24 protein-coding genes are annotated in these 23602 nt (G+C 70.3%); 12 read left to right on the top strand and 12 right to left on the bottom strand.

The window, feature by feature from the left end:
- Nucleotides 1–35: 35 nt before the first annotated feature.
- Nucleotides 36–323 carry a DUF3039 domain-containing protein gene (locus tag ASG80_RS07295; RefSeq protein ID WP_056729508.1) on the top strand — a complete coding sequence of 96 codons (288 nt, stop codon included), beginning with the start codon at nucleotides 36–38 and terminating at the stop codon, nucleotides 321–323.
- An 11-nt stretch (nucleotides 324–334) separates the two neighbouring features.
- Here ASG80_RS07295 and ASG80_RS07290 read toward each other — a convergent pair whose 3' ends face one another.
- Nucleotides 335–1654, bottom strand: a complete 1320-nt coding sequence (locus ASG80_RS07290; protein WP_082589882.1) for a nicotinate phosphoribosyltransferase — start codon at nucleotides 1652–1654, stop codon at nucleotides 335–337.
- 16 nt (nucleotides 1655–1670) lie between these two features.
- Nucleotides 1671–2549 carry a DMT family transporter gene (locus ASG80_RS07285; RefSeq protein WP_056729507.1) on the bottom strand — a complete coding sequence of 293 codons (879 nt, stop codon included), beginning with the start codon at nucleotides 2547–2549 and terminating at the stop codon, nucleotides 1671–1673.
- A gap of 68 nt (nucleotides 2550–2617) precedes the next feature.
- Here ASG80_RS07285 and ASG80_RS07280 point away from each other — a divergent pair, with 68 nt between their 5' ends.
- The 4 genes from ASG80_RS07280 to rdgB are packed head-to-tail and all read left to right on the top strand — an operon-like array spanning nucleotide 2618 to nucleotide 5749.
- On the top strand, nucleotides 2618–3487 hold the full coding sequence (locus tag ASG80_RS07280; protein WP_056729506.1) for a LysR family transcriptional regulator: 870 nt from the start codon (nucleotides 2618–2620) through the stop codon (nucleotides 3485–3487).
- An 11-nt stretch (nucleotides 3488–3498) separates the two neighbouring features.
- Nucleotides 3499–4344 (top strand): glutamate racemase, encoded by an 846-nt coding sequence (gene murI / locus ASG80_RS07275; RefSeq protein ID WP_056729526.1) that lies wholly within the window; start codon nucleotides 3499–3501, stop codon nucleotides 4342–4344.
- On the top strand, nucleotides 4341–5132 hold the full coding sequence (gene rph, locus ASG80_RS07270; protein ID WP_056729505.1) for a ribonuclease PH: 792 nt from the start codon (nucleotides 4341–4343) through the stop codon (nucleotides 5130–5132). Before murI ends, rph begins: the two co-directional genes overlap by 4 nt.
- Nucleotides 5129–5749 carry an RdgB/HAM1 family non-canonical purine NTP pyrophosphatase gene (gene rdgB, locus ASG80_RS07265; RefSeq protein ID WP_056729504.1) on the top strand — a complete coding sequence of 207 codons (621 nt, stop codon included), beginning with the start codon at nucleotides 5129–5131 and terminating at the stop codon, nucleotides 5747–5749. The genes rph and rdgB overlap by 4 nt, the downstream gene beginning before the upstream one ends.
- Nucleotides 5750–5768: 19 nt before the next feature.
- Here the strand turns inward: rdgB and ASG80_RS07260 are convergent, their stop codons facing one another.
- Nucleotides 5769–6404 (bottom strand): hypothetical protein, encoded by a 636-nt coding sequence (locus ASG80_RS07260; RefSeq protein ID WP_056729503.1) that lies wholly within the window; start codon nucleotides 6402–6404, stop codon nucleotides 5769–5771.
- 325 nt (nucleotides 6405–6729) lie between these two features.
- On the bottom strand, nucleotides 6730–7641 hold the full coding sequence (sigJ, locus tag ASG80_RS07255) for an RNA polymerase sigma factor SigJ (protein ID WP_056729525.1): 912 nt from the start codon (nucleotides 7639–7641) through the stop codon (nucleotides 6730–6732).
- 92 nt (nucleotides 7642–7733) lie between these two features.
- On the opposite strand from sigJ, the gene ASG80_RS07250 reads away from it, so the two are divergent.
- Nucleotides 7734–8669: an NAD(P)-dependent oxidoreductase gene (locus ASG80_RS07250; RefSeq protein WP_056729502.1), complete on the top strand. Its 936-nt coding sequence runs from the start codon at nucleotides 7734–7736 to the stop codon at nucleotides 8667–8669.
- A gap of 60 nt (nucleotides 8670–8729) precedes the next feature.
- Nucleotides 8730–9656, top strand: coding sequence for a cation diffusion facilitator family transporter (locus ASG80_RS07245; RefSeq protein ID WP_056729501.1), 927 nt, complete (start codon nucleotides 8730–8732; stop codon nucleotides 9654–9656).
- A gap of 44 nt (nucleotides 9657–9700) precedes the next feature.
- Here ASG80_RS07245 and ASG80_RS07240 read toward each other — a convergent pair whose 3' ends face one another.
- The 6 genes from ASG80_RS07240 to ASG80_RS07215 form a co-directional block, all read right to left on the bottom strand.
- Complete coding sequence (locus ASG80_RS07240) at nucleotides 9701–10852, bottom strand: epoxide hydrolase family protein (protein WP_056729500.1); 1152 nt, start codon at nucleotides 10850–10852, stop codon at nucleotides 9701–9703.
- Between the two features lie 125 nt (nucleotides 10853–10977).
- Entirely contained in the window at nucleotides 10978–11655 is a 678-nt protein-coding gene (locus ASG80_RS07235; RefSeq protein ID WP_082589879.1) for a helix-turn-helix domain-containing protein, read from the bottom strand.
- The gene (locus tag ASG80_RS07230; protein ID WP_056729498.1) at nucleotides 11652–11933 is read right to left on the bottom strand and encodes a hypothetical protein; all 282 of its coding nucleotides are present in this window, start codon (nucleotides 11931–11933) and stop codon (nucleotides 11652–11654) included. The genes ASG80_RS07235 and ASG80_RS07230 overlap by 4 nt, the downstream gene beginning before the upstream one ends.
- Nucleotides 11934–11969: 36 nt before the next feature.
- On the bottom strand, nucleotides 11970–12728 hold the full coding sequence (locus ASG80_RS07225) for a DedA family protein (RefSeq protein ID WP_056729497.1): 759 nt from the start codon (nucleotides 12726–12728) through the stop codon (nucleotides 11970–11972).
- A gap of 205 nt (nucleotides 12729–12933) precedes the next feature.
- Nucleotides 12934–13455 (bottom strand): hypothetical protein, encoded by a 522-nt coding sequence (locus ASG80_RS07220; RefSeq protein WP_056729496.1) that lies wholly within the window; start codon nucleotides 13453–13455, stop codon nucleotides 12934–12936.
- A 138-nt stretch (nucleotides 13456–13593) separates the two neighbouring features.
- On the bottom strand, nucleotides 13594–14067 hold the full coding sequence (locus ASG80_RS07215) for a MarR family winged helix-turn-helix transcriptional regulator (protein ID WP_200952522.1): 474 nt from the start codon (nucleotides 14065–14067) through the stop codon (nucleotides 13594–13596).
- Nucleotides 14068–14143: 76 nt separating this feature from the next.
- Between ASG80_RS07215 and ASG80_RS07210 the strand changes: the two genes are divergently transcribed.
- Both ASG80_RS07210 and ASG80_RS07205 read left to right on the top strand, forming a co-directional pair.
- The gene (locus ASG80_RS07210; protein ID WP_056729494.1) at nucleotides 14144–15346 is read left to right on the top strand and encodes an NAD(P)/FAD-dependent oxidoreductase; all 1203 of its coding nucleotides are present in this window, start codon (nucleotides 14144–14146) and stop codon (nucleotides 15344–15346) included.
- 9 nt (nucleotides 15347–15355) lie between these two features.
- Entirely contained in the window at nucleotides 15356–16225 is an 870-nt protein-coding gene (locus tag ASG80_RS07205) for an LLM class flavin-dependent oxidoreductase (protein WP_056729493.1), read from the top strand.
- Between the two features lie 13 nt (nucleotides 16226–16238).
- Here the strand turns inward: ASG80_RS07205 and ASG80_RS07200 are convergent, their stop codons facing one another.
- Nucleotides 16239–16937, bottom strand: coding sequence for a response regulator (locus ASG80_RS07200; protein WP_056729492.1), 699 nt, complete (start codon nucleotides 16935–16937; stop codon nucleotides 16239–16241).
- Entirely contained in the window at nucleotides 16930–18558 is a 1629-nt protein-coding gene (locus ASG80_RS07195; RefSeq protein ID WP_056729491.1) for an ATP-binding protein, read from the bottom strand. The genes ASG80_RS07200 and ASG80_RS07195 overlap by 8 nt, the downstream gene beginning before the upstream one ends.
- Before the next feature lie 168 nt (nucleotides 18559–18726).
- On the opposite strand from ASG80_RS07195, the gene ASG80_RS07190 reads away from it, so the two are divergent.
- The 3 genes from ASG80_RS07190 to ASG80_RS07180 all read left to right on the top strand — a co-directional run bounded on the left by ASG80_RS07190 (nucleotide 18727) and on the right by ASG80_RS07180 (nucleotide 23594).
- On the top strand, nucleotides 18727–20154 hold the full coding sequence (locus tag ASG80_RS07190) for a cation:dicarboxylate symporter family transporter (protein ID WP_056729490.1): 1428 nt from the start codon (nucleotides 18727–18729) through the stop codon (nucleotides 20152–20154).
- On the top strand, nucleotides 20144–21040 hold the full coding sequence (locus tag ASG80_RS07185; protein ID WP_200952521.1) for a CoA ester lyase: 897 nt from the start codon (nucleotides 20144–20146) through the stop codon (nucleotides 21038–21040). The genes ASG80_RS07190 and ASG80_RS07185 overlap by 11 nt, the downstream gene beginning before the upstream one ends.
- 406 nt (nucleotides 21041–21446) lie before the next feature.
- The gene (locus ASG80_RS07180; protein WP_056729489.1) at nucleotides 21447–23594 is read left to right on the top strand and encodes a M1 family aminopeptidase; all 2148 of its coding nucleotides are present in this window, start codon (nucleotides 21447–21449) and stop codon (nucleotides 23592–23594) included.
- Nucleotides 23595–23602 lie beyond the last annotated feature (8 nt).

Genomic DNA, 23602 nt, shown 5'->3' with positions numbered 1-23602 from the left:
CCGGCGCCGCGGCATCCGCGCGTAGAATCGAGCGCATGATCGAACCTGTGCGCGCGAGCATCGCCGACCCCGACGCCCCAGGCGGAGGCACCTCCGTGCTCGACCGCGAGCTCGAGAAGCTCCTCCAGGAGGAGGCGATCGAGCCGGGCGACCACGAGCGGTTCTCGCACTACGTGAAGAAGGAGCAGATCCTCGAGTCGGCCGTCACGGGCAAGCCCGTGAAGGCGTTGTGCGGCAAGAAGTGGACCCCGGGGCGCGACCCCGAGAAGTTCCCGGTGTGCCCGACCTGCAGGGAGATCTACGAACGTATGAAGGCCGAGTAGCGCAGTCTCGGTCAGCGGTACGTCGTCGGGATCACCGGATCGCCGCGGCCGAGGCGGAACGCCTCGATCGGCAGCTCCTGCATGACCTCCGCCCGGTGCGCGCGCGCCGCCAGGGTTCCCTCGTGGCCGAGGAACATGGGCTCGGCGACGCCGTCGGCCATGAGCTGGACCATCAGCGGCCGCAGTCGGCTGCCCGGTTCGAACTCCGCCTCGCCCTCGGGGCCGTCGCCGATGAAGACGAGCTCTTCGCGGGCCGTGCGGGTCGAGTCGAGCCGGCGCGCGGCATTCTTGCGGCCGCCGACGCTCAGCTTCTGGGTGGACACCTTCGCGACGGCGACCCACTCGCCCGCATCGTCGCGCCGAGCGACGAGCTTGTACACCATGCCGGCGGCCGGATACCCCGACCCCGTGACGACGGCGGTGCCGACGCCGTAGGCGTCCACGGGTGCGGCCGAGAGACCGGCGATCAAGAACTCGTCGAGGTCGCTCGTGACGGTGATCCTCGTGTCGACGGCGCCCAGCGAGTCGAGCTGTTCGCGCACCGCGGCGGCGACGGTGGGCAGGTCGCCGGAGTCGATGCGCACCGCGCCGAGCTCCGTGCCGGCGACCCGCACGGCCGTCTCGACGCCCCGCGCGATGTCGTAGGTGTCGATGAGCAGCGTGGTCTTGGGGCCGAACGCCTCGACCTGCGCCCGGAACGCCGCCTCCTCGGAGTCGTGCAGGAGGGTGAACGCGTGCGCCGCAGTGCCCATCGTCGGGATGCCCCAGGTGCGGCCGGCCTCGAGGTTCGAGGTCGAGTCGAAGCCGGCGATGTAGGCGGCCCTGGCAGCCGCGATCGCGGCGCGCTCGCTCGTGCGCCGCGAGCCCATCTCGGCGATGGGTCGTCCGAGCGCGACCGACACCATGCGGGCGGCCGCACTCGCCACCGAGGAGTCGTAGTTCAGGGTCGACAGCACGATGGTCTCGAGCATGACGGCCTCGGCGAAGGTCGCCTGGATCGTGAGCAGCGGCGAGCCGGGGAAGTAGGCCTCGCCCTCGCGGTATCCCCAGATGTCGCCGTGGAAGCGGTAGTCGGCCAGCCAGTCGAGGGTGGCCGGACGCACCACCTCGTGCTCGCGGAGCCACTCGAGCTCGGCGTCCTCGAAGCGGAAGCGGTCGATGAGCTCGAGGAGCCGGCCGGTACCGGCGACGACGCCGTAGCGCCGGCCGTCGGGCAGGTGGCGGGCGAACGCCTCGAAGAGGCTCTCCCGGTGGGCGGTGCCGTCGCGCAGCGCGGCATCCACCATCGTGAGCTCGTAGCGGTCGGTGAAGAGCGCAGCTGACCCGGTCACAGGGTCAGCCTAATGCTCACGCCTCGGCGACCATTCGACGCGGCGAGTCGGCGGGGACGGGTGTCGCGCGGCTCACGGCGACGACGTTGCCCGCCGTGATGAGCACGAGGCCGACGACCTGCCATGCGCCGAGCGCCTGGCCGAGCACGAGCAGCCCGGCCACGGCTGCGGCCGCGGGATGCACGCTCTGCAGCACGCTGAAGAGCTGCCGCGGCACGCGTCGGAGCACGATCAGGTCGATCGAGTAGGGGAGCGCCGAGGAGAGGATGCCGGCGGCGAGGCCGACCACCGCCACGGGCAGCAGTTGCGACGGATCGAGTCCGACGAGTGCGACGACGAGCAGCGGCGACGTGATCACGGCGGCCACGAGGCTCGCGATCGCCGTGCCCTGCACGCCGGGCAGGGTACGGCCAGCCCGTTGGCTGAGCAGGATGTAGGCCGCCCACGAGGCGGCGGCGGTGAGGGCGAGGAGGATGCCCACCGGATCGAGACCGGGCACGGTGCCCGTGAGCAACGCCACGCCGATGCCGGCCATGATCGCGCAGACGAGGTCGAGGCGGCGACGCGCCCCGAGGAGCGCGACCGCGAGGGGCCCGAGGAACTCGAGGGTGACGGCGAGGCCGAGCCCGATGCGCTCGACGGCGCCGTACAGGGCGAGGTTCATCGTCACGAGCACGACGCCGAGCAGGAGGGCGGGTCGCACCGCACGCCAGGTCAGGCCGCGCAGCCGGGGGCGGGCGACTGCGAGGAGCGCGATCGCGGCGACCGCCTGACGCACGGCCGTGACCCCGCCCGGCCCCACGAGGGGGAAGATCGTGGCGCCGATGGCGGCGCCGAGCTGCACTGCGACCGCCCCGCCCACGGCCGCGCCCGCTGCGATCCGTTCCGCTGACATGCACGCCACGCTACGCACCGATTCGTGCGAAGAGAAATGCAATCCAAGATGATTGATACGATCAACGCATGGACATCGAGGTGCGCCAACTCCGGGCGCTGGTCGCGGTCGACGACGAGCGGTCGTTCACCGCGGCCGCCGACCTGCTCGGGACCTCCCAGGCGTCGGTGTCGCGGTCGCTCGCGGCGCTCGAACACGCGCTGGGCACGCGGCTCATGCATCGCACGACCCGCCGGGTCGAGCCCACCGACGCCGGTGCGGCGTTCGCGGCGACCGCGCGCCGTGTGCTCGCCGAGCTCGACCGCGCCGTCGCCGAGGTGCGGGGCGAACGCTCGGTGATCCGCGTCGGCTACGCGTGGGCCGCCCTCGGCGCGCACACGACACCGGTGCTCCGCGGCTGGAACCGCGCGCATCCGGACGCGCCGATTCGGCTCGTGCGCGTGAACGTCCGCGACGGCGGGCTCGTCGACGGTGTCGTCGATCTCGCGGTGATCCGGCACGACGTCGACCGCGCCGACCTCGACTCGGAGCTCGTCGGCGTCGAACCGAGGGTCGTCGCGCTGCCCGTCGACCATCCGCTCGCCGATCGGCCGTCGGTCGGGCTCGCCGAGCTCGTGCCGTTCGTCGTCGGCGTCGACCGGCACACGGGCACGACGTCGGCCGCGCTCTGGTCGTCGGCCGGGCTCGACGTGCCCCCGATGACCGAGACCGGCGACGTGGAGGAGTGGCTCGACCTCATCGCGGCCGGCGACGCGATCGGCGTTACCGCGTCGGGCACCGCGCACCACTACCCGCGGCCTGGCGTCGTGTTCGTGCCGATCGACGACGCGCCGCCGATCGAGGTGCGGCTCGCCTGGCACCACCGGCACCGGCATCCGGCCGCGTCACGGATCGCCCGCGCCATCCGTGCCGCCTACGACGCCGCGGCGCTCGCCTAAGCTTGGATGTCGTGACGAACGCACCGATCGGGATCTTCGACTCCGGCGTCGGCGGTCTCACGGTCGCCCGTGCCGTGAAGGACCAGCTGCCCCACGAGTCGATCCTCTACATCGGCGACCTCGAGCACTCGCCGTACGGCCCGAAGAAGATCGCCGACGTGCGCGGCTACGCACTCGCGGTGCTCGACGACCTCGTGGCGCAGGGCGTGAAGATGCTCGTGATCGCCTGCAACACCGCGTCGTCGGCGATGCTGCGCGACGCGCGCGAGCGCTACGACGTGCCCGTGGTCGAAGTGATCCAGCCCGCGGTGCGGCGCGCCGTCGCCACCACGCGCAACGGCCGCGTCGGCGTCATCGGCACCGTCGGCACCGTGCAGTCGCGCGCCTACGACGACGCCTTCGCCGCAGCGCCGCACCTCGAGCTCTCCTCGGCGGCGTGCCCCCGTTTCGTGGAGTTCGTCGAGGCCGGTGTCACGAGTGGCGACGAGCTGCTCTCGGTGGCCGAGGAGTACCTGGCGCCCCTGCGCGAGGCCGACGTCGACACGCTCGTACTCGGCTGCACGCACTACCCCTTCCTGAAGGGTGCGATCTCGTACGTGATGGGCGAGCAGGTCGCGCTCGTCTCCAGCGACGTCGAGACCGCCAACGACGTCTACCGCGTGCTCGTCTCCAACGGCCTGGAGCGTCGGGCATCGACGCCGCCCACCTACCGCTACGAGGCCACGGGCGATTCGACGAGTGCGTTCCTCGACCTCGCGCACCGTCTCATCGCCCCCGAGATCCCGAGCGTCGAACTCGTCGAGACGGGCGCGCTCACCCTTCCCCACCACGCACGGCTTCGACAGGAGAACGCATGACCGAGGCATCCGACCCGCACGCATCGAACACCGCGACGAACCTGGTTCGCGCCGACGGCCGCGCGCCCGGCGAGCTGCGGCCCGTGACCATCGAGCGGGGCTGGAGCGCGCACGCCGAGGGCAGCGCCCTCATCTCGTTCGGCAGCACGAAGGTGCTCTGCACGGCCTCGTTCACGAACGGCGTGCCGCGTTGGATGAACGGCAAGGGCCGCGGCTGGGTCACCGCCGAGTATGCGATGCTGCCGCGGTCGACGAACACCCGTAACGACCGCGAGTCGGTGAAGGGCCGCATCGGCGGTCGTACGCATGAGATCAGCCGCCTCATCGGCCGCAGCCTGCGGGCGGTCGTCGACACGAAGGGCCTCGGCGAGAACACCATCCAGATCGACTGCGACGTGCTGCAGGCCGATGGCGGCACGCGCACGGCCGCGATCACCGGCGCCTACCTCGCGCTCGCCGACGCGGTGGAGTGGGCGCGCGAGCAGCGCTTCATCGGACAGCGCGCGAAGCCGCTCATCGACACCGTGTCGGCCGTCTCGGTGGGCATCATCGACGGCACACCCATGCTCGATCTCGCCTACGTCGAGGACGTGCGCGCCGAGACCGACATGAACGTCGTGGCCACGGGCCGCGGGCTCTTCGTCGAAGTGCAGGGCACCGCAGAGGCCGCCCCGTTCGACCGGCGGGAGCTCGACGCGCTCCTCGACCTCGCACTCGCCGGCACCGCCGAGCTCACCCTTCGGCAGGTGGCCGCGCTCGCCGCGGGCGCCGAGGCAGCCGGCGCATGAGCCTGGAGTTCGTGCTCGCGAGCCACAACGCGCACAAGGTGCGCGAGTTCCAGCGCATCATCGGCGAGCGGATGCCGCAGGCCGTCGTGCTCCCGTACGACGGCCCCGAACCCGTCGAGGAGGGCGTGACCTTCGCCGAGAACGCGTTCATCAAGGCGCGCACTGCGGCCGAGCACACGGGGCGCATCGCGCTCGCCGACGACTCGGGCCTGGTCGTCGACGTGCTCGGTGCGGCGCCAGGCGTCTTCTCCGCCCGGTGGGCGGGATCCGATGCGGACGACGAGGCGAACGTGCGGCTGCTGCTCGACCAGCTCGCCGACGTCCGGCGCCCGCACCGCGGGGCGGAGTTCCACTGCACGATCGCGCTCGTCGTGCCCGAGTCGGTGCTCGCCGGCGGGCACGAATTCGCGGCAGAGGGCGGCTGGCGCGGCACCCTCGCCTACGAGCCGCGCGGCTCGAACGGCTTCGGCTACGATCCGATCTTCGAGCCCGAGGGGCTCGAGGTCACGGCCGCCGAACTCCGCCCCGAGGAGAAGGACGCGCGGAGTCATCGTGCGCGCGCGTTCGTGCAGCTGCTGCCCGAGCTCGAGCGGGTCGCCGACCGCCTCGATGGCTGAGCGGCACCGGCTCGTTCAGTCAGCTGTCGACGCCCTTCGCCTCGCGCGCAGTGCGAGCGTTGCCTGAGCGCAACCACCATGCCCCCAGCGCAACGAAGGCCAGCCCGAGGATGACGCTCCCGGGGAGGTAGACGACGCCGATGGGAACCCCGGACAGCACACCACCCGCCACGATCGCCCAAGCGACTGCAGCTGGGAAGACACGAGCACGAACGCTGGCGATCCCGTACAGGGCCCAGCCGATCCCGAACAGCGCAAAGCTCGTCAGACCGCCGAGGAGCAGTCGGCTGGACGCAAACGTGTCCATCACCTCTGGGGCGACTTCCGCGAGCCTCGGTACAGCGAATGCCTCGTACCACCAGTCTCCCGCCATGAATACGGTGCCGAGGATGGCCGCGCCGAGTCCGATCACGCCAAGCACCCCGGCTTCGCGGGCCTGGAGGTCATACGAAGCGACCAGGGCGAACACGAGCATCGCGAAGGCCACGACCGACGCGACGCCGTTGATCGCATGAGTGATCGAGAGGACGAAGACCTTGAGCGAATCGATGTCGGCGGGGGTCGTCAGCATGATCACCACGCGGGTCACGACGACCAGAGCACCCGCGACGATTGCCAGCGGGCCAGCACTGCGAGAGAGCAACGACTGGGTCATGTCAGGTTCCTCGCTCCCGGTGCGCCCGTCTGCATCGTCGGCCGACACTGACCATCGACACATATGACATGAGCCATCACGCCCCTTCGCACACCCTCCTCTCGGCCTATCCGCCTGTCAAGGAATGCGTGCGTCGTCCCCATGTCATCGCAGCTGCGAACTGCGTCGCCGAAGCCTCGGCGAGGTCGTGCAACTCATCCCAGCGCGGACTCGAGGTGCTGGGGGAGGGGCCGGTCGAAGGCGGCTGGGTGGACCGTGTCATGGGGATCGAGGGCGTCCGATTGGACATCGCGATGTTGCAGACCCCCCGATCTGGGAACGCACGCTAGCCGTCACCCGATAGGAGCGCGTTGAGGTCGCCGACCGGGCCGAGGTGGCGGAGCTTGTCGGGGTTGAGCTGATTCCCGATGACCGACACCCGACCGTCCCCCGCGTGCACCATCAGCACGCTCAGCGTCGTGCCGTCGGGCGCGCTGACCCGCAGCGCCGGCTCGCCGTTCGCCGTGATGCGGTCCAGGTGCACGTGCATGCCCGCGCCGCGACGCACGAGCCCCGCGAGGAACCGCGCGACCGCGACGGCGCCGTGCAGCGGATGCCGCACCGCGGGTGCCTTTCCGCCGCCGTCGGCGTAGAACACCACGTCGTCGGCGAGCACGCTCGCGAGCGCGTCGACGTCGCCGGCATCGAGGGCGGCGAAGAACGTGTCGAGCAGTGCGGCGTCGCGCGCGGCATCCGCATCGAAGCGCGGGCGCCCGTCGGCGATGCGGGCGCGGGCGCGATGCATGACCTGCCGGCACGTCGCCTCGTCGCGTTCGACGATGGCTGCGATGTCGGCGTAGTCCATCACGAACACCTCGCGCAACAGGAACACCGCCCGCTCGACGGGACCGAGCCGCTCGAGCACGGCGAGGAACGCGAACGACAGCGTCTCGTCGCGCTCGACGCGGTGGGCGGGGTCGGCGTCGTCGTCGGGCAACGGCTCGGGCAGCCACGTGCCCGCGTAGACCTCGCGGGTGCGGCGCGCCGAGCGCAGGGCGTCGATCGCCAGCCGGGTCGCCACCGTCGATGCGAACGCCTCGGGGCGCTCGATGGGCTCGCCGGCCGAGGATCGCTCGAGCAGGCGCAGGTACGCATCCTGGACGACGTCCTCGGCCTCCGTCACGCTGCCGAGCATTCGGTACGCGATCGAGAACATGAGCGGACGGAGCTCGGCGAGTGCCGCGGTGGAGGTGGGCATGATCCGAGCATGGCACAGCGCGATTCCCGCGGGGGTGTCACAGAACTCGAGCCTCATCCGTCGGAGGGGGTGAGACTGGAGAAAGGGACATCATGCGCGTATTCATCGCCGGCGCTACGGGCGCCGTGGGAACGAGGCTTGTGCCCCTGCTCGTCGCGGCCGGGCATGAAGTGGTCGGCACGTCACGGAGCGAGGCGCGCTTCGGGGAGCTCGAGCGGGCGGGTGCGAGGGGCGTCGTCGTGGACGGCCTCGACGCGGCATCCGTGCGGCGTGCGGTGCTCGACGCGCGCCCCGATGTGATCGTGCACCAGCTCACCGCTCTGAGCGGGCAGGTCGGCGACATGAAGCACTTCGACGAGAGCTTCGCCGCAACGAACGCACTGCGCACGCGCGGCACCGACCACCTGCTCGCGGCCGCTGCCGAGGCGGGTGTCGCGCGCTTCATTGCGCAGAGCTACTCGGGCTGGCCGTACGAGCGCACGGGCGGGCCGGTGAAGACCGAGGAGGACCGGCTCGACCCGAACCCGACAAAGGCGTCGCGCGAGTCGCTCGCCGCGATTCGCCATGTCGAGCAGCGGACGACGGATGCCGGTGGGCTGGTGTTGCGGTACGGCGGGTTCTACGGCCCGGGCAACGCCATCGGGCGTGGCGGCGAAGTCGTCGAGATGGTCATGTCGCGGAAGCTCCCGGTCGTCGGCGGCGGCACCGGCGTGTGGTCGTTCTGTCACATCGACGACGCGGCATCCGCCGCCGCGACGGCCGTGACGCGCGGCGCGCCGGGCGTGTACAACATCGTCGATGACGAACCGGCGCCAGTGTCGGAGTGGCTGCCCGAGCTCGCGCGTGCGATCGGTGCAAAACGGCCGATGCGGATTCCCGCATGGATGGCGCGCCCGCTCATCGGCGAGCACGGCGTGTCGCTCATGACCAAGGTGCGCGGGTCGTCGAACGCGAAGGCGAAGCGCGAGCTCGGCTGGGAGCTGAGGTACCCGAGCTGGCGCGAGGGCTTCCGCACCGGCCTCGGCTGAGAACGCGACTCATTCCCATCACGGCCGCGTCGCGGCATCCGCGCCTACGCTGGAAGGGACATGGCACACGATCACGACCACGCCCACGTGGCGACCGCGAATCGCACCCGGCTCTGGGTGGCGATCGCGATCATCGGCGCGTTCCTCGTGGTGCAGGTGATCGGCGGCATTCTGAGCGGGTCGCTCGCGCTGCTCGCCGACGCCGGCCACATGGCGAGCGACCTCATCGGCCTCGTCGTGGCGCTCGTCGCCGCGATGGTCGCCGCCCGCCCGGCGACCGACCGGCAGACCTACGGCTACCGCCGCGCCGAGGTGCTCGGCGCGCTCGTGAACGGCGTGATCCTCATCGTCGTCGCCGTGTCGGTGGCGGTCTCGGCGATCGGGCGGCTCGTCACCGGCGCAGAGGGCGAGGCACACGAGGTGCAGGGCGTGCCCATGCTCGTCGTCGCCGTGCTTGGCCTCGCCGCGAACGTCGCCGCCTTGCTCGTGCTGCGGGGCGGGGCGAAGGACTCGATCAACGTTCGCGGCGCGTACCTCGAGGTGCTGGGTGATCTCATCGGCTCGGTGCTCGTCATCGCGGCGGCCCTCGTGATCGTGTTCACGGGCTTCGACGCGGCCGACCCGATCGCCTCGATCGTGATCGCCGGGCTCATCGTGCCGCGGGCGCTGTCGCTGTTGCGCGACGTCATGCGGGTGCTCTTCGAGTCTGCCCCGGCCGACACCGACGTCGCCGAGATCCGCGATCACCTGCTCGAAACCCAGGGAGTCGTGGCGGTGCATGACGTGCACGTGTGGCAGATCACGTCGGGCTCGCCGGTGTTCAGCGCCCACGTCGAGGTCGAGCCCGAGGTATTCGCGTCGGGTCGCACGGGCGAGCTCCTCGACGAGCTCGGCGGATGCCTCGCCGCACACTTCGACGTCGAGCACTCCACGTTCCAGCTGGAGCCCGCAGGCCGCGCCGAGCAGGAGCAGCCGCAGCATCCGTGAGTCGGATGCCGCAGCCGCTGGTCTCGACGCGGTCGCGCCCCCCGCTAGACGGCGAGCAGTCGCGCGAAGTACGCGCGGATGTCGCCGACGAGGTCGTCCGGCGCCTCCATCGCCGGGAAGTGCCCGCCCCTCGGGTGCTCGTTCCAGAAGGCGAGGTGCCCGTCGGGGTCCAGGATGCGACGCATGAGCGGCTCTTCGCCGAACGCGACCATGCCCTGCGGTCGGTCGTGGCTGCGTCCCCACGCCACCTGTGCGTGCGCGGCCTCGTAGAGCATGTTGGCCGCACCGTCGCCGGCCCGGCCGAACCATGACACGGTGACCAGCGTGAGCAGGTCATCGAAGTCGACGGCATCCTCCGGCAGGTCGCGGGAGGGGTCGGTCCACTCCTGGAACTTCTCCACGATCCAGGTCGCCTGCGCGATCGGCGAGTCCGTCAGCCCGTATGCGACGCTGAGCGGCCGCGTGGTCTGCAGCGCCAGGTAGCCGAAGTCCTCGGTGCGGCCGTCCTTCAGCCGCTCGTGGCGTTCGCGCTCGTCGTCGGTGAGGTGATCGGTGGGCGGCGTGTACTGGGTGGCGATCGCGCCCGGATCGGTCGCGACGATGGAGCCGAGCACGTGGTCGCCGGCGTCGAGGCAGAGCTGCTCGCTGATGCCCGCACCCACGTCCTCGCCGAACACCGCGTAGCGGTCGTAGCCGAGCGCCTGCATGAGCTCGTCGAACGCTCGGGCGGTCCGCGCGATGTCCCAGCCGTGGCTCGTGAGGGGGGTCGAGAACCCGAAGCCCGGAATCGAGGGGACCACGACGTGGAACGACGGGGCGGCGGCATCCGCGTCGCCGGCGCGCTCGGGATCGGCGAGCCTCGCCGCGATGCCCGCGAACTCCACGAACGACGACGGATAGCCGTGCACGAGCAGCAGCGGCACCGCCGAGTCATCCGTCGAGCGGACGTGCAGCCCGTGGATCGGCTGCCCGTCGACGTCGGCGAGGAACTGCGGCAGGCGGTTCAACTTCGCCTCTGCGGCGCGCCAGTCGTAGCGGGTGCGCCAGTATTCGGCGAGGCGCTGGGCGTAGGGCACGGGCGTGCCGCGCTCCCACCCGTCGGTGAGGGCTGCGGGCCATCGCGTGCGTTCGAGGCGCGACTGCAGGTCGGCGAGCTCGGCGTCGGAGATCGCGATCGTGTTGGGCCGTACATCCATGGCGGTACCTTCTCTCGTGGTGACGACGCGACGAGTGAAGCGGATGCCGCGGGCGGCGTCTTGAACCGGAACGACACCCGCCGGTACGTGGCCCGCGTCAGCATCGCGGCGCCGCCGCGCGGGCGTCAGACCGGCTCGTCGCGCCGCTGGGACTCGGCCGGCGTGTACCCGGTGAGTCGCTTCACGTCTCGCGTGAGGTGCGACTGGTCGGCGTAGCCGAGCTCGTACGCGACATCCGCGATCGCCTCGCCGGTGCGCAGGCGAGCGACAGCGTCGCGGGCGCGGGCGATCTGCCGAACCTGCTTCTGGCTGCGCCCCGTGATCCGGGTGAAGTGGCGCTCCACCGTGCGCGGCGACACCGGAGGGTCGCCACCGTGCAGTGCAGCCTCGATGACCGCGTCGTGGGCGAGGAGCCCGTGTGCGTGGAATTCCGCGAGCAGGTCGTCGATGCTGGCGTAGTCGGGCATGGGCCAGGTGCGCGCGGCGAGCTCGAAGTGCTCGTGGTCGGGCATCGGCAGGCGGATGGTGCGGTCGCACATCGAGCGCGGCTCGACGTGCGTGAAGTACGTGCCCTGCGTGAAGCGCACGCCGACGTTGCGGTTGCCCACGTTGTAGGGCACGGGCGTCGGCCGCGACGACGGACCGCTGAGCAGCACGCGCGACCCGGTGCCCGTGCGAGTGAAGATGATGTCCCAGCACGCGTCGGCGGCCGCGAGGTAGGTGCCATCGCTCGTGTCGACCGTGTGCCAGATCACGTCGACAAGAGATGAGGATGAAGCTTTCTCCTCGTAGAGGAAGCTCATGCCGCCGAGTGTAGCCCGTCGCGACCGCTCCGGGGCGGACCGCTCCAGCCGATCGAACGCATGAAGGCGCCGAGCTCGTGGGCGATGAGCCGGGGCTCCTCGAACGGGAGGAAGTGACCGCCGCGACCGGGCGCCGAGTACTGGCAGATGTCGCTCGCGGCGCGCTCGGCGATGGAACGCGGGAACAGGTCGAGCGGCGGCTCGCAGCTCTGCGTGACGGCGACCGGCACGGTGATCGTCGGCCGCTTCGCGTTGCGCGGGCAGTCGAGATCTTCCATCCCTCGACGGTAGCCCGACCCGACCGACCGATCGCCCTAGCGCTCCTCGGGGCCGCGCTCGAACACCTCGGGGTCGAGCACGAGATGCTCGGCCTCGGTGTGGTCGGTGACCACGTCCTCGCCGGCCGCCGCGGCCTTCTTCGCCTTGCGTCGCTCGCTGAAGTAGTGCCAGGCAGTGATGAGCGCCGTGCCGCCGACCGCGATGAGCAGGATGACGTCGATGTACTCGCGCACGAGGTACGCGACCGGCGGGATGAACCCGATGAGGTAGCCGAACATGGTGAGGCCGAAGCCCCACAGGACCGCGCCGATGAAGTTGTACAGCGAGTACCGGGCGCGGTGCATGTGCCCGACGCCGGCGGCAACCGGCGCGAACGTGCGAACGATCGGCACGAACCGGGCGAGGATGATCGTGAGCCCGCCGAACCGCTCGAAGAAGGCGTTCGTGCGTTCCACGTTCTTGACGCTGAAGAGCCCGCTTTCCCGGCGCTCGAACACCTTCGGTCCACCGCGATGGCCGATCTCGTAACCGACCTCGCCGCCGATGAATGCGGAGATGCCGATGAGCAGCGCCACGATCCACACCGACACGCCGAACACGCCGTTCGGCGCCGCCGGCGTCGCGTGCGACAGCAGGCCCGAGATGACGAGGAGCGTGTCACCCGGCAGCAGGAAGCCCACGAGCAGGCCGGTCTCGGCGAACACCATGAAGCACACCACCAGCAGTGCCCAGGGGCCGGCCGCGGCGATGATCCCCTCGGGGTCGAGGAAGGGGATGAGTGCGGTGTGGATCATGAATGGGGCTCCAGTCGGACACGGCGGATACCGGGTCAGCAGGCGGCGTGGTGTCGTTGCAGTCTACCCAGCGGATGCCGCGCCCGACTGGGTTCGCGCCGGGAATCATCCGCGGGGATGACGCCGCCCGCGGCATCGGCTCGGGCATCCGCTCGTCTCAGTCGGCGAGCGCCTGGCCGTTCGCAGGGGGCTCCCGCGAGACGGCTCACTTGCGGATGTACTCGGGTCGACCGGCTAGGAACTTTCGGTCTCGCGTGTCTTCGGCGTAGGCCCATGATTCACCTCGCTCGGGTTCGCGAGCCGCCGCCGCCCCGCTCTCCACGCGCAATGTACGGTGTCGGCCGGGCTCCATGAAGAACTGGTTGTTCGCCTCCGAGCCGTCGTCGAGAACTTCGATTCCGAGTTCGTCGTACCAAACTCCAGATCGATTGATGCGACGCCTCGCTCTGACTCGACGGATGAGGCCGCGTCGATCGAGCCACCGATCGAGCCTCCCATTCGGTCTCCGGCACACCGCGAATCCGAGTGCGAGTATTTCGATCCCGTACTCACCGTCATTCCTCACGTCGATCTCGAAATAAGAGCGTTCCGGTCCGGTGGTGAGAACCATGGTCGACTTCACCACGATTCGCGGCCGACTCTTGCGGTATGTCAGGACGCTGATCACCGCACCGGTGACGCCCGATACGGCTCCGACGATGGCGAGAACGAGGGTGAGGGTCTCCATTGGTGTCCGGCACGATCCTAATGGTGCGTGAGAGAACACGCGCTACCTCGTCTGCGAGTCTCCACCCCGGGCGGGAACCTTGCAACGAGAGAGGCGTGCGTACCCGTCCCGCGGCATCCGCTCGGGACATCCGAGGCCTCACTTCGCGCGCAGCAGCTCGATCTCCTCGCGGTTGATCTCGGCCGCGTGGGCGAACAGCTCGTTGGCGAACGCGAGCTGCTCGTCGCTGAGGGTGTCGAGGTAGGCGTTCCATCGGGCGCCCACCCGGCCGTAGACCTCGCCGAACCGGCCGATGATCGCCTCGGGCACCGCGGTGACGATGACGCGACGGCGATCGTTCGGGTCCCGATCGCGCGTCACGAACCCGGCCCGCTCGAGTCGGTCGATCGCGGTCGTGATGGCGCCGCCCGCCGTGAGTCCAGTGCGCTCGGCGAGCTCGCCCGGAGTCGCCGGTCCCTCGCTCATGAGGAGGCTCGCGCACTGCAGGTCGGTGCCGTTCAGGCCGCCCCACTTCGCGACGGCGTCCTGGAAGAGCACGGCGCGCGCCATGAACTCGCGCATCACCTCGGCCGCGCGCTCCATCTCGCGCTCACGCGTTGACGTCTCGGCCATCATCACGTATTCTCTCTACTATCGAGAAACTCTGAAAACGAGAGTCTCGTTCTTCAGTCTACAGAAGGAGCATCCCATGCCTCGCGCACTCATCATCGGAAGCGGCGTCGCCGGTCCGGCAACCGCGCTGTTCCTGCATCGCGCCGGTTGGGACGTCGAGATCTTCGAGGCCGCCGCCGAGCCCGATGCCTACGCGGGCCTCTTCCTCAATGTCGCCACGAACGGGCTCGCCGTGCTCGACCAGCTCGGCCTGCGCGAGCGCCTCGTCGCCGAGGGCCACCGCGCGCCGCACATGGTCATGTGGTCGAGCACCGGCAAGCGGCTCGGCACGGTGCCGAACGGGCCCGCCCGCGAACCCGAGCGCGGCAGCGTCGTGGTGCGCCGCGGCATCCTGCACCGAGTGCTTCGCGAAGCCGTGCACGAGGCGGGCATCCCGATCATGTTCGGTGCCCGGCTCGACCGCGTCGAGCAGAAGGATGCCGCGGTGCGCGCGATCTTCGCCGACGGTCGCACGGCCACCGGCGACCTGCTCGTCGGCGCCGACGGCGTGGGCTCGCCGACGCGCCGCCACATCGACCCCGGTGCTCCGGCGCTGGCGTACTCGGGACTCGTCGGCCTCGGCGGATTCGCCCGCGTGCCCGGCCTCGCGCCGACCCCCGAGACGCAGCACATGGTCTTCGGCCGCCGGTCGTTCTTCGGCTACCTCGTGCGGGAAGACGGCGAGGTCTACTGGTTCGCGAGCATCACGCACCCGGCGGCCGACCGCGCGGCGTTGCGCGCCGTGGGCGCCGACGAGTGGCTCGCGACGCTCCGGGAGCTGCATGCCGACGACCCGTATCCCGTGCCGCAGATCCTCGAGCACGCCACCGGGGAGATCGGCGGCTACCCGATCGACGACCTGGCGCACGTGCCGCAGTGGAGCCGCGGACGCGTCGTCGTGGTCGGCGACGCGGTGCACGCCACCTCGCCGAGCGCGGGGCAGGGGGCATCCCTCGCCCTCGAGGACGCGATCACCCTCGCCCGCTGCCTGCGCGATTTGGATGACCACGCGGCCGCGTTCGCCGAGTACCAGCGTCTGCGGCAGCCGCGCGCCGAGGCCGTCGTCGGCTACGCGCAGGCGATCAACAAACAGAAGCGGGTGACGAAGTCGCGTCTGGGCATCGCGATCCGCGATGCGATGCTGCCGATGTTCCTCAGGAAGGCGAGAGACGACACCCGCAACGACTGGCTCTACAACCACGAGATCGCGTGGGAGGCCGGTGTCGGCGGCAGGCGATAGCTTCGGCGCATGAAGCACGGGTTCATCTTCCCCGGCAACGATCCGCAGCTCGCGGTCGAGCTCGCTCCACTCGCGGAGGCGTCCGGTTGGGATGCCTTCTTCGTGTGGGAGGGCATCTGGGCGACCGACGCATGGGCCACGCTCGCGGCGGCCGCCATGGTGACCGAGCGCATCCGCCTCGGCACCATGCTCACCCCGGTGCCGCGTCGCCGACCGTGGGAGCTCGCCGGGCAGACCATGACGGTCGACCGGCTCTCGAACGGCCGGGTCATCCTCTCGGTCGGACTCGGCGTCGCGGCCGAGTTCGACCAGCGCTTCTGGATCTTCGAGGACGACCCCGGCCGCAAGGTGCGCGCCGAGCTGCTCGACGAGGGCCTCGACATGCTGCAGCGCCTCTGGCGAGCGGAACCGTTCGAGTACGAGGGGACACACTACCGGGCGAAGCGCGCCGAGCGGATGCTACCGCCCGCCACCGTGCAGCAGCCGCGCATCCCCACGTGGGTCGTCGGCGTGTGGCCGCGCATGCGCTCCATGCGGCGGGTCGTGCGCTACGACGGGTGGATCCCGAACTACGACCCGAGCGCCGCCGACGGCGTCGACCCGATCGAGCAGCAGCGCACGTACACGCCCGAGATCGCCGCCGAGGCGATCGCATGGATCCGCGCCGAGCGCGAGCGGCTCGGTCTCGGCGGCCGGCCCTTCGACGTCACGCAGGAGGGCACGACGAGCGGTACCGACCCCGAAGCGGATGCCGCGGTCGTGCGCCCGTGGGCCGACGCCGGCGTCACGTGGTGGCTCGAGGCCGACTGGTACGTGCCGGCCGAGCGTGTCGCCGAGTACGCGCGTGATCGTCTGCGCGCCGGGCCGCCGCGGCCGTAGCGGTCGGCTGCGATCACCGCCGCCGGTACTCCACCTCGGGCCGACCCGGCGTGCCATACCGGCTGGCGCGTTCGACCACGCCCGTGTCCGCGAGATGCTCCAGGTATCGGCGCGCGGTGACCCGGGAGAGGTCGAGCGCCGCGGCGAGCTCGGTCGCCGACAGCGCACCTGCCGGGGCGTTCCGCACCGCCCCGCGCACCCGGTCGAGGGTCTCGCGGGTGAGTCCCTTGGGCAGGTCCGTTCCCGACGAGGTTCGCAAGGCGGCGAACGACGCATCCACCTCCTGCTGGTCGGTGACCACGGCCGAACCGACGCGCGCGTGGTAGTCGCGGTAGGCGGCGAGCTTCTCGGCGAAGGCGGCGAACCCGAACGGCTTGATCAGGTACTGCACGATGCCGAGTGACACGGCCGACCGCACGACGGCGGCGTCGCGCACCGCCGTGACGGCGATGACGTCGATCTCGATGCCCGCGGCACGCAACGAGCGGCAGAGCTCGATGCCTGTGGTGTCGGGGAGGTTCACGTCGAGGAGGATGAGGTCGATGGGCAAGATGCGACCCTCGCGTGCGTCGCGCAGCATCCGGATGGCCTCGTGCCCCGTGTGCGCGATGCCGCTCGGCACGAATCCGGCGACGCGCTCGACGTAGGCCGCGTGCGCCTCCGCCGTGACCGGTTCGTCCTCCACCACGAGCACGCGGATCGCCTCACTCATCGGTGCCCGCCTCGGCCACGGGCACGGCGGTGCGCGCGATCGGCAGGGTCACCTCGAACGTCGAGCCCACGACGCGGATGCGGCCGCCGAGGCGCGTGACGGCCTGGCGCACGAGCGCGAGCCCGATCCCGTGACCGGCGGCCTGCTTCGTGGTGACGCCGAGCTCGAAGACGCGATCGGCGGCGTCCGGGCCCGTGCCGCTGTCGCCCACGGCGACTCGCAGCTCATCGCCCTCGGTGCGCACCGACACCTCGACCCTCGGCGCCGCGGTGGCGGCGGCCGCGTCGAGTGCGTTGTCGATGAGGTTGCCGACGATCGTGATCAGGTCGCGCGCCGGCACCGACGTCGCCTCGAGCCGGTCGGGCAGGTCGATCTCGAACGCGATGCCGCGTTCGCTCGCCTGCGCGGCCTTGCCGAGCAGCAGCGCGAGCAGCACCGGCTCCTCCACGGCGGAGAGCAGCCGGTCGGCGAGGGCCTGGCTGAGGGCGAGCTCGGAGCTCGCGAGCTCCGCGGCATCCGCTGCCCGGTCGAGCTCGATGAGCGCGATGATCGTGTGCAGCCGGTTGGCGAACTCGTGCGCCTGCGAGCGCAGGGCGTCGGAGAGCGTCGTCATCGTCGCGAGCTCGCCGGTGAGCTCCTGCAGCTGGGTGTGGTCGCGCAGCGTGGTGACGGTGCCGATGCGCCCGCCGCCGCGGCCGCCGCCGCGCCCCTCGCGCGACACGATGACGTCGCGGTCGATCACGAGCACGTGCGTCGGCGTGATCGCGATCTCGTCGACCACGGCGCCGGTGCGGCCGAGCACCTCGGCCACGGCGGGCGGCAGGTCGAGCGCGGCGAGCGGCACGGCCATGTCCCGGCCACCGCCACGTCGGGGCAGGCCGAGCAATTCGGCTGCGCGGTCGTTGTAGAGCACCACCGCGTTCGAACGATCCTGCAGCACGAGCCCCTCGCCGATGGAGTGCAGCACCCCCTCGTAGTACGAGAACATGCGGCTCATCTCCTCGGCGCCGCGGCCCCAGGTGACCCGCCGAAGGTAGCGGCTCAGCAGCCACGCGATGAGCGCGCCGATGGCGATCATCGCGAGCGCGGCCACGATGACCGTGGCGATGCGCGCGCCGAGCGCGACCTCGGTGTTCGACACGGTCACGCCGGCGGCCACGAGCGCGATCACGTCGCCGTCGTCGCCGAACACCGGCACGACCGCCCGCACCGACGGGCCGAGCGTGCCCGTGAACGTCTCGGTGAACGCCTCGCCCTCGAGCGCCCGGTCGATGTTGCCGAGGAACTCCTGCCCGATCTGCTCCGGATCGGGATGGGTGTACCGGATGCGGTCGGGCGCCATGATGGTGATGAAGTCGACGCCCGCCTCGTCCATCACGTCGAGCGCGTACGGCTGCAGCCGCGCCGACGGCTGGGAGGTGCCCAGCGAGGTGGCCACGTACGGATCGGCGGCGAGCGTCTCGGCAACGGCGAGGCTCTTCGCGGCGGCATCCCGTTCGACATCCGCCCGCGCGTCGGCCCAGATCCAGATCACGGCCATGGCGGCGAGCGACACGATCATGACGAGCTGCAGGGCGAAGAGCTTCGTGGCGATGCTCCAGCCGCCGATCCACGCCTTCATGCCCACCTCGCAACGCTGCTCGAGTTCAGCCTAGACAGGCGTGTCGCCCCGCGCCGCGAACAGTATGAACACAAGCGGATGCCGCGGCATCCGTCGGCGCATCCTTGCCCCGTACCACCCGATTCGTCGCCGACCGGCGATGACCGACCAAGGAAGGCAGGGACGGCAATGGCGCTCCAGTCTCGCACCGAGGGCACGAAGCCCCGGCGGAGGATCGAATCCTCGCACTACCTCTACATCGCGGTGATCGTCGCGGTGCTCGCGGGCATCACGGTCGGCCTTGCGGCCCCCGAGTTCGCCGTGGGGCTGAAGCCCATCGGCGACGCGTTCGTGCTGCTCATCAAGATGATGATCGCCCCGATCATCTTCTGCACGATCGTGCTCGGCGTCGGGTCGATCGCCAAGGCGGCGACCGTCGGCAAGGTGGGCGGCCTCGCGCTGCTCTACTTCATGATCATGTCGACGTTCGCCCTCGGAATCGGGCTCGTGGTGGGCAACCTCATCCACCCGGGCGAGGGCCTGAACATCGCGGGCTCCTCGTACGACACGAGCACGCTGGAGCCGAAGACGACGGACGAATTCATCCTCGGCATCATCCCGACGTCGCTGCTGTCGTCGCTCGTCGACGGCAACATCCTCCAGGTGCTGTTCGTCGCGCTGCTGGTGGGCTTCGCGCTCCAGAAGATGGGCTCGAAGGGCGCGCCGATCCTCGGCGCTATCCGCCAGATTCAGGCGCTGGTGTTCCGCATCCTCGCGATGATCATGTGGGTCGCCCCGATCGGCGCATTCGGTGCGATCGCGGCCGTCGTCGGCAACACGGGCGTCGCGGCGATCATCTCCCTCGGCACGCTGATGATCGCGTTCTACATCACGTGCGCCGTGTTCATCTTCGGGGTGCTCGGGTCGTTGCTCTGGGCGGTGAGCCGGGTGAACATCTTCCGAATGATGAAGTACCTCAGCCGCGAGTACCTTCTGATCGTCTCGACGTCGTCGAGCGAGGTCGTGCTGCCGCGCCTCATCGCCAAGATGGAGCACGCGGGCGTCTCGAAGCCGGTCGCCGGTATCACGATCCCCACGGGATACTCGTTCAACCTCGACGGCACGGCGATCTACCTCACGATGGCGTCGCTGTTCATCGCGAGCGCGATGGGCACGCCGCTCTCGCTCGGCGAGCAGATCGGCCTGCTGCTGTTCATGATGGTCGCCTCGAAGGGCGCCGCCGGCGTCACCGGCGCGGGCCTCGCGACCCTTGCGGGCGGCCTGCAGGCGCACCGCCCCGACCTCGTCGACGGCGTCGGCGTGATCGTGGGCATCGACCGGTTCATGTCCGAGGCGCGGGCGCTCACGAACTTCACCGGCAATGCCGTGGCGACGCTGCTCGTGGGCACGTGGACGAAGCAGCTCGACCGCGAGCAGCTGCGCGGCGTGCTCGCCGGCGACCGGCCGTTCGACGAGGCCACCATGAGCGTCGACGACCACCTCTCGCCCGACGAGCAGGCGGAGGTCGAGCGCGAGGAGCGGCCGTCGACCGCCGCCATCGCGGCGATCGTGGGCGAGCTCGACGACGAGAAGGCGGCGCAGGGCCGTGGCCACTGACCAGGCCGTGACCTCGAGCGTCCCGGTGGGTGCCGCATCCGCGGTGCCCACCGGGCTCGCCCGGTCGTGGCTGCTCGTGCCGGGATCGGCCGACGGCCTCGGGCGTCGCGTCGCCGCATCCGCCGCCGATGCAATCGTGGTCGACCTCGAAGACGGGGTCGCGCCCGACGACAAGGGGCGCGCACGCCGCGCGCTCGTCGCACTTGCCGCGGCCGGGGAGCGGCCGTGGGTACGCATCGGCGACGCGGCCTCCGACGAGTGGCGCACGGATGTCGCGTTGCTGCGCGGCGCCGACCTGGTGGCCGGCGTCGTGCTCGCGAAGGTCGAGGCGCCCGAGCACGTGCGCCGCACCGCCGACGCGCTCGACGGCGCCCTGCCGATCGTCGCGCTCGTCGAGAGCGCGCGCGGTGTCGAGGCGGCGCTCGACATCGCCGAGACGCCCGGCGTGGCGCGGCTCGCGTTCGGCAGCGGCGACTTCCGCCGCGATACCGGCGCGGCCGACGATCCGCTCGCCCTGCTCTTCGCGCGCTCGCGGCTCGTCACTGCGAGCCGGGCAGCCGGACTGCCCGGACCGATCGACGGGCCGACCGTCCCGCGCGACCCGGCGGCGCTCGAAGTCGCGTCGCAGCACGTTGCTTCCCTCGGCATGACCGGCCGGCTCTGCCTGCGCGAGGAGCAGGCGGCCGTGGTGAACGCAGCGCTCAGCCCCTCGGGCGCCGAGCTCGCGTGGGCGCTCGACGTGCTCGACACGCTCGAGCACTGCGGCATCCGCGACGGCAGCGACCTGCCGCGCATCGCTCGGGCCCAGGCGCTGCTCGACGCCGCCGCGGCCTTCGGCATCGACACGGATGTCGCGGAGCCGCACGTGTCGGACTACGCGGGTTGATCGGGGAAATCACGGTCGGCTGACGACCCTGCTCACCGGAGGCACATCCGACACGAGTTGGCTCAGCGGCCAGCCCACCCCCGCGGCTTCCGAAACGGCAGCCTCAACACCACTTGCGGACCTTCCGACGCCGACCCCGACGCCGACTTTCGGCTTCGTCTCTGCCCCACACGGTCCCTCCACTACGATCACCGCCTACTCCGAGGGCGCCGTCACCGGCCTCAGCGTCGATTGCACCAGTCATCCCGGCATGTGACGCGCGGCCAGAAGAGCGGGGCGGATGCCGCGTTCCTCTCTCGTGCCGGTTGCCGATTGTGCGCGACTCCGTCACCATGGAGGGGCGTCCGAAAGGCACATTCACCGATCAGTAGGCACATGGTTGTGCGTGAGGAAATCGGAGGAAGCCATGGCCGTCTCCTTTGCCCGGACTTCGTTCGGCTGCAAGACAGCCCTGGTCGTCGCGACGGCTGCCGTGTTGGCGGTCGCGCCTGGAACGGCCCAAGCTCAAGAGGACTACACGCCCGGTGCGCCGGGAATCGGGGATCCGTACTTCCCACTCGACGGCAACGGAGGGTACGACGTCGACCACTACGGGCTGGAGGTCGCCTACGATCCAAGGACCGACGTCCTCACCGGCACCGCGACCGTCTCCGCATCCGCGACACAGAACCTGTCCAGCTTCAACCTCGACTTCGATGGGCTGACGGTTCGGTCGATCAGGGTCGACGGGCAGCAAGCCGATTGGAGCCGCGACGGCGACGAGCTCACCGTCACTCCGCGCCGGGGCATCGGCGACGGCAGCTCGTTCACCACCGTCGTGCGTTACGACGGCGTGCCGCAGACGCTGCCGGATGGTTCGGGCTTCTTCCACACCGACGACGGGGCGCTCGTTCTGGGCCAGCCTCACGTCGCGGACACCTGGTTCCCGGTCAACGACCACCCCATTGACAAGGCGTCGTACACGATCGCCATCACCGTCCCCGAGGGCCTCGAGGCGATCTCGAACGGTGCGCTCGAGTCGGAGCGCACCCGGAAAGGGCAGACCACCTGGACCTGGAATGCCGTGGAGCCGATGGCGTCCTACCTGGCCATGATGGCGATCGGCGAGTTCGACGTCGACGCCTACACGGCTGACGGCCTGCAATTCTGGGATGCCCTGGACTCCGACCTGCTCGAGGCGTTCGCCCCTCGGAGTGGTGAGCAGTTCGCATGGTCGCAAGTCGCTGACCCGTCGTACAAGCGCCTGAGCCGGACGATCAGCGTTCCGGCGGAAGGGGCGCAACTGTCCTTCTGGATCGACCGGGAGACCGAGTTCAACTGGGACTTCGCCTTCGTCGAGGCACGAACGGCAAACAAGGGTGACTGGACGACACTGCCCGACCTCAACGGACACACCAGCCAGGACACCGGCTTGGTGTGTCCGTTCTGGTTCGGTCTGCACCCGTTCCTGCGGCACTACCAATCGCAGGGTGCGGGCGGCTGTGTTCCCGCGGGCACCACAGGGGAATGGTGGGCTGCGAGCGGGGCGAGCAGCGGCTACGAGCAGTGGGCCGTGGACCTGTCGGCCTACGCGGGCACGGACGTCGAGGTCTCGATCAGCTATGCGAGCGATGACCTGTTCCAATTCAACGGAGTGGTCGTCGACGATGTCGTCGTCTCGACCGGCGAGGGCTCGACGTCGTTCGAGGCCGACGGCGACGAGTTGGACGGCTGGACGGTGCCGGGCGCGCCGCCGGGTAGCGCACCGAACCCCAACGACTGGATCGTTTCAACCCAAGCCGACGCGCCCACTCCGCTCGGAGCGACCGCGCAGCAGTCCATGGATCGCCAGCCGGAGATCATCGAGTTCCTGGAGGGCTACTTCGGGCCGTACCCGTTCGCGACCGCTGGCGGCGTGGTCGACGACCTGAACGAACTGGGGTTCGCGCTGGAGACTCAGACTCGGCCGGTCTATTCGTGGTTGTTCTTCACCGACACGTTCAGCGGCGACAGCGTCTTCGTGCATGAGATCGCCCACCAATGGGTCGGCGACGACCTCGCTGTCGAGCAATGGCAGCACATCTGGCTCAACGAGGGATTCGCGACCTACGCCGAGTGGCTGTGGAGCGATGCCGAGGGATTGGGAACCGTTCAGCAGCTCTTCGACTTCTACGACAGCATCTTCCCGGCCAACCACCCGATCTGGAACGTGACCATCGGTGACCCCGGGCCCGATGACCTGTTCAACTTCGCCGTCTACTTCCGAGGGGCGATGACGTTGCAGGCGTTGCGGCTCACGGTGGGTGACCAGGACTTCTTCCAGATCCTGCAGGAATGGGTCGCCTCCCAGGCGGGCGGGCACGTCACCACCGACGAGTTCATCGCGCTCGCCAAGGACATCTCCGATGTTCCTGACGAGCAGTTGGACGAGCTGTTCCAGACCTGGCTGTTCACGCCGGAGAAGCCGGACCTGGACGAGCTGGCCGCGCTTGCACCGGATGCCTCGGCGAAGGAGCTCGCCCCGTCGTCGGCAGCCTTCAGCGAACCCGTCGACCACCGTGGAGCCAAGCACTGAGCGGACGT

It is taken from the genome of Agromyces sp. Soil535, from assembly GCF_001428255.1.
GTDB lineage: Bacteria > Actinomycetota > Actinomycetes > Actinomycetales > Microbacteriaceae > Agromyces.
The sequence above is the reverse complement of the archived record's forward strand: the minus strand, read 5'-3'. Positions and strand labels throughout refer to the sequence as shown.

Bases quoted from the DNA above. Each gene is read 5' to 3' on its own strand.
- ASG80_RS07295 (WP_056729508.1), top strand. From the start codon at position 36: ATGATCGAACCTGTGCGCGCGAGCATCGCCGACCCCGACGCCCCAGGC.
- ASG80_RS07285 (WP_056729507.1), bottom strand. From the start codon at position 2,549: ATGTCAGCGGAACGGATCGCAGCGGGCGCGGCCGTGGGCGGGGCGGTC.
- ASG80_RS07280 (WP_056729506.1), top strand. From the start codon at position 2,618: ATGGACATCGAGGTGCGCCAACTCCGGGCGCTGGTCGCGGTCGACGAC.
- rph (WP_056729505.1), top strand. From the start codon at position 4,341: ATGACCGAGGCATCCGACCCGCACGCATCGAACACCGCGACGAACCTG.
- rdgB (WP_056729504.1), top strand. From the start codon at position 5,129: ATGAGCCTGGAGTTCGTGCTCGCGAGCCACAACGCGCACAAGGTGCGC.
- ASG80_RS07260 (WP_056729503.1), bottom strand. From the start codon at position 6,404: ATGACCCAGTCGTTGCTCTCTCGCAGTGCTGGCCCGCTGGCAATCGTC.
- sigJ (WP_056729525.1), bottom strand. From the start codon at position 7,641: ATGCCCACCTCCACCGCGGCACTCGCCGAGCTCCGTCCGCTCATGTTC.
- ASG80_RS07250 (WP_056729502.1), top strand. From the start codon at position 7,734: ATGCGCGTATTCATCGCCGGCGCTACGGGCGCCGTGGGAACGAGGCTT.
- ASG80_RS07245 (WP_056729501.1), top strand. From the start codon at position 8,730: ATGGCACACGATCACGACCACGCCCACGTGGCGACCGCGAATCGCACC.
- ASG80_RS07240 (WP_056729500.1), bottom strand. From the start codon at position 10,852: ATGGATGTACGGCCCAACACGATCGCGATCTCCGACGCCGAGCTCGCC.
- ASG80_RS07235 (WP_082589879.1), bottom strand. From the start codon at position 11,655: ATGAGCTTCCTCTACGAGGAGAAAGCTTCATCCTCATCTCTTGTCGAC.
- ASG80_RS07230 (WP_056729498.1), bottom strand. From the start codon at position 11,933: ATGGAAGATCTCGACTGCCCGCGCAACGCGAAGCGGCCGACGATCACC.
- ASG80_RS07225 (WP_056729497.1), bottom strand. From the start codon at position 12,728: ATGATCCACACCGCACTCATCCCCTTCCTCGACCCCGAGGGGATCATC.
- ASG80_RS07220 (WP_056729496.1), bottom strand. From the start codon at position 13,455: ATGGAGACCCTCACCCTCGTTCTCGCCATCGTCGGAGCCGTATCGGGC.
- ASG80_RS07215 (WP_200952522.1), bottom strand. From the start codon at position 14,067: ATGGCCGAGACGTCAACGCGTGAGCGCGAGATGGAGCGCGCGGCCGAG.
- ASG80_RS07210 (WP_056729494.1), top strand. From the start codon at position 14,144: ATGCCTCGCGCACTCATCATCGGAAGCGGCGTCGCCGGTCCGGCAACC.
- ASG80_RS07205 (WP_056729493.1), top strand. From the start codon at position 15,356: ATGAAGCACGGGTTCATCTTCCCCGGCAACGATCCGCAGCTCGCGGTC.
- ASG80_RS07200 (WP_056729492.1), bottom strand. From the start codon at position 16,937: ATGAGTGAGGCGATCCGCGTGCTCGTGGTGGAGGACGAACCGGTCACG.
- ASG80_RS07195 (WP_056729491.1), bottom strand. From the start codon at position 18,558: ATGAAGGCGTGGATCGGCGGCTGGAGCATCGCCACGAAGCTCTTCGCC.
- ASG80_RS07190 (WP_056729490.1), top strand. From the start codon at position 18,727: ATGGCGCTCCAGTCTCGCACCGAGGGCACGAAGCCCCGGCGGAGGATC.
- ASG80_RS07180 (WP_056729489.1), top strand. From the start codon at position 21,447: ATGGCCGTCTCCTTTGCCCGGACTTCGTTCGGCTGCAAGACAGCCCTG.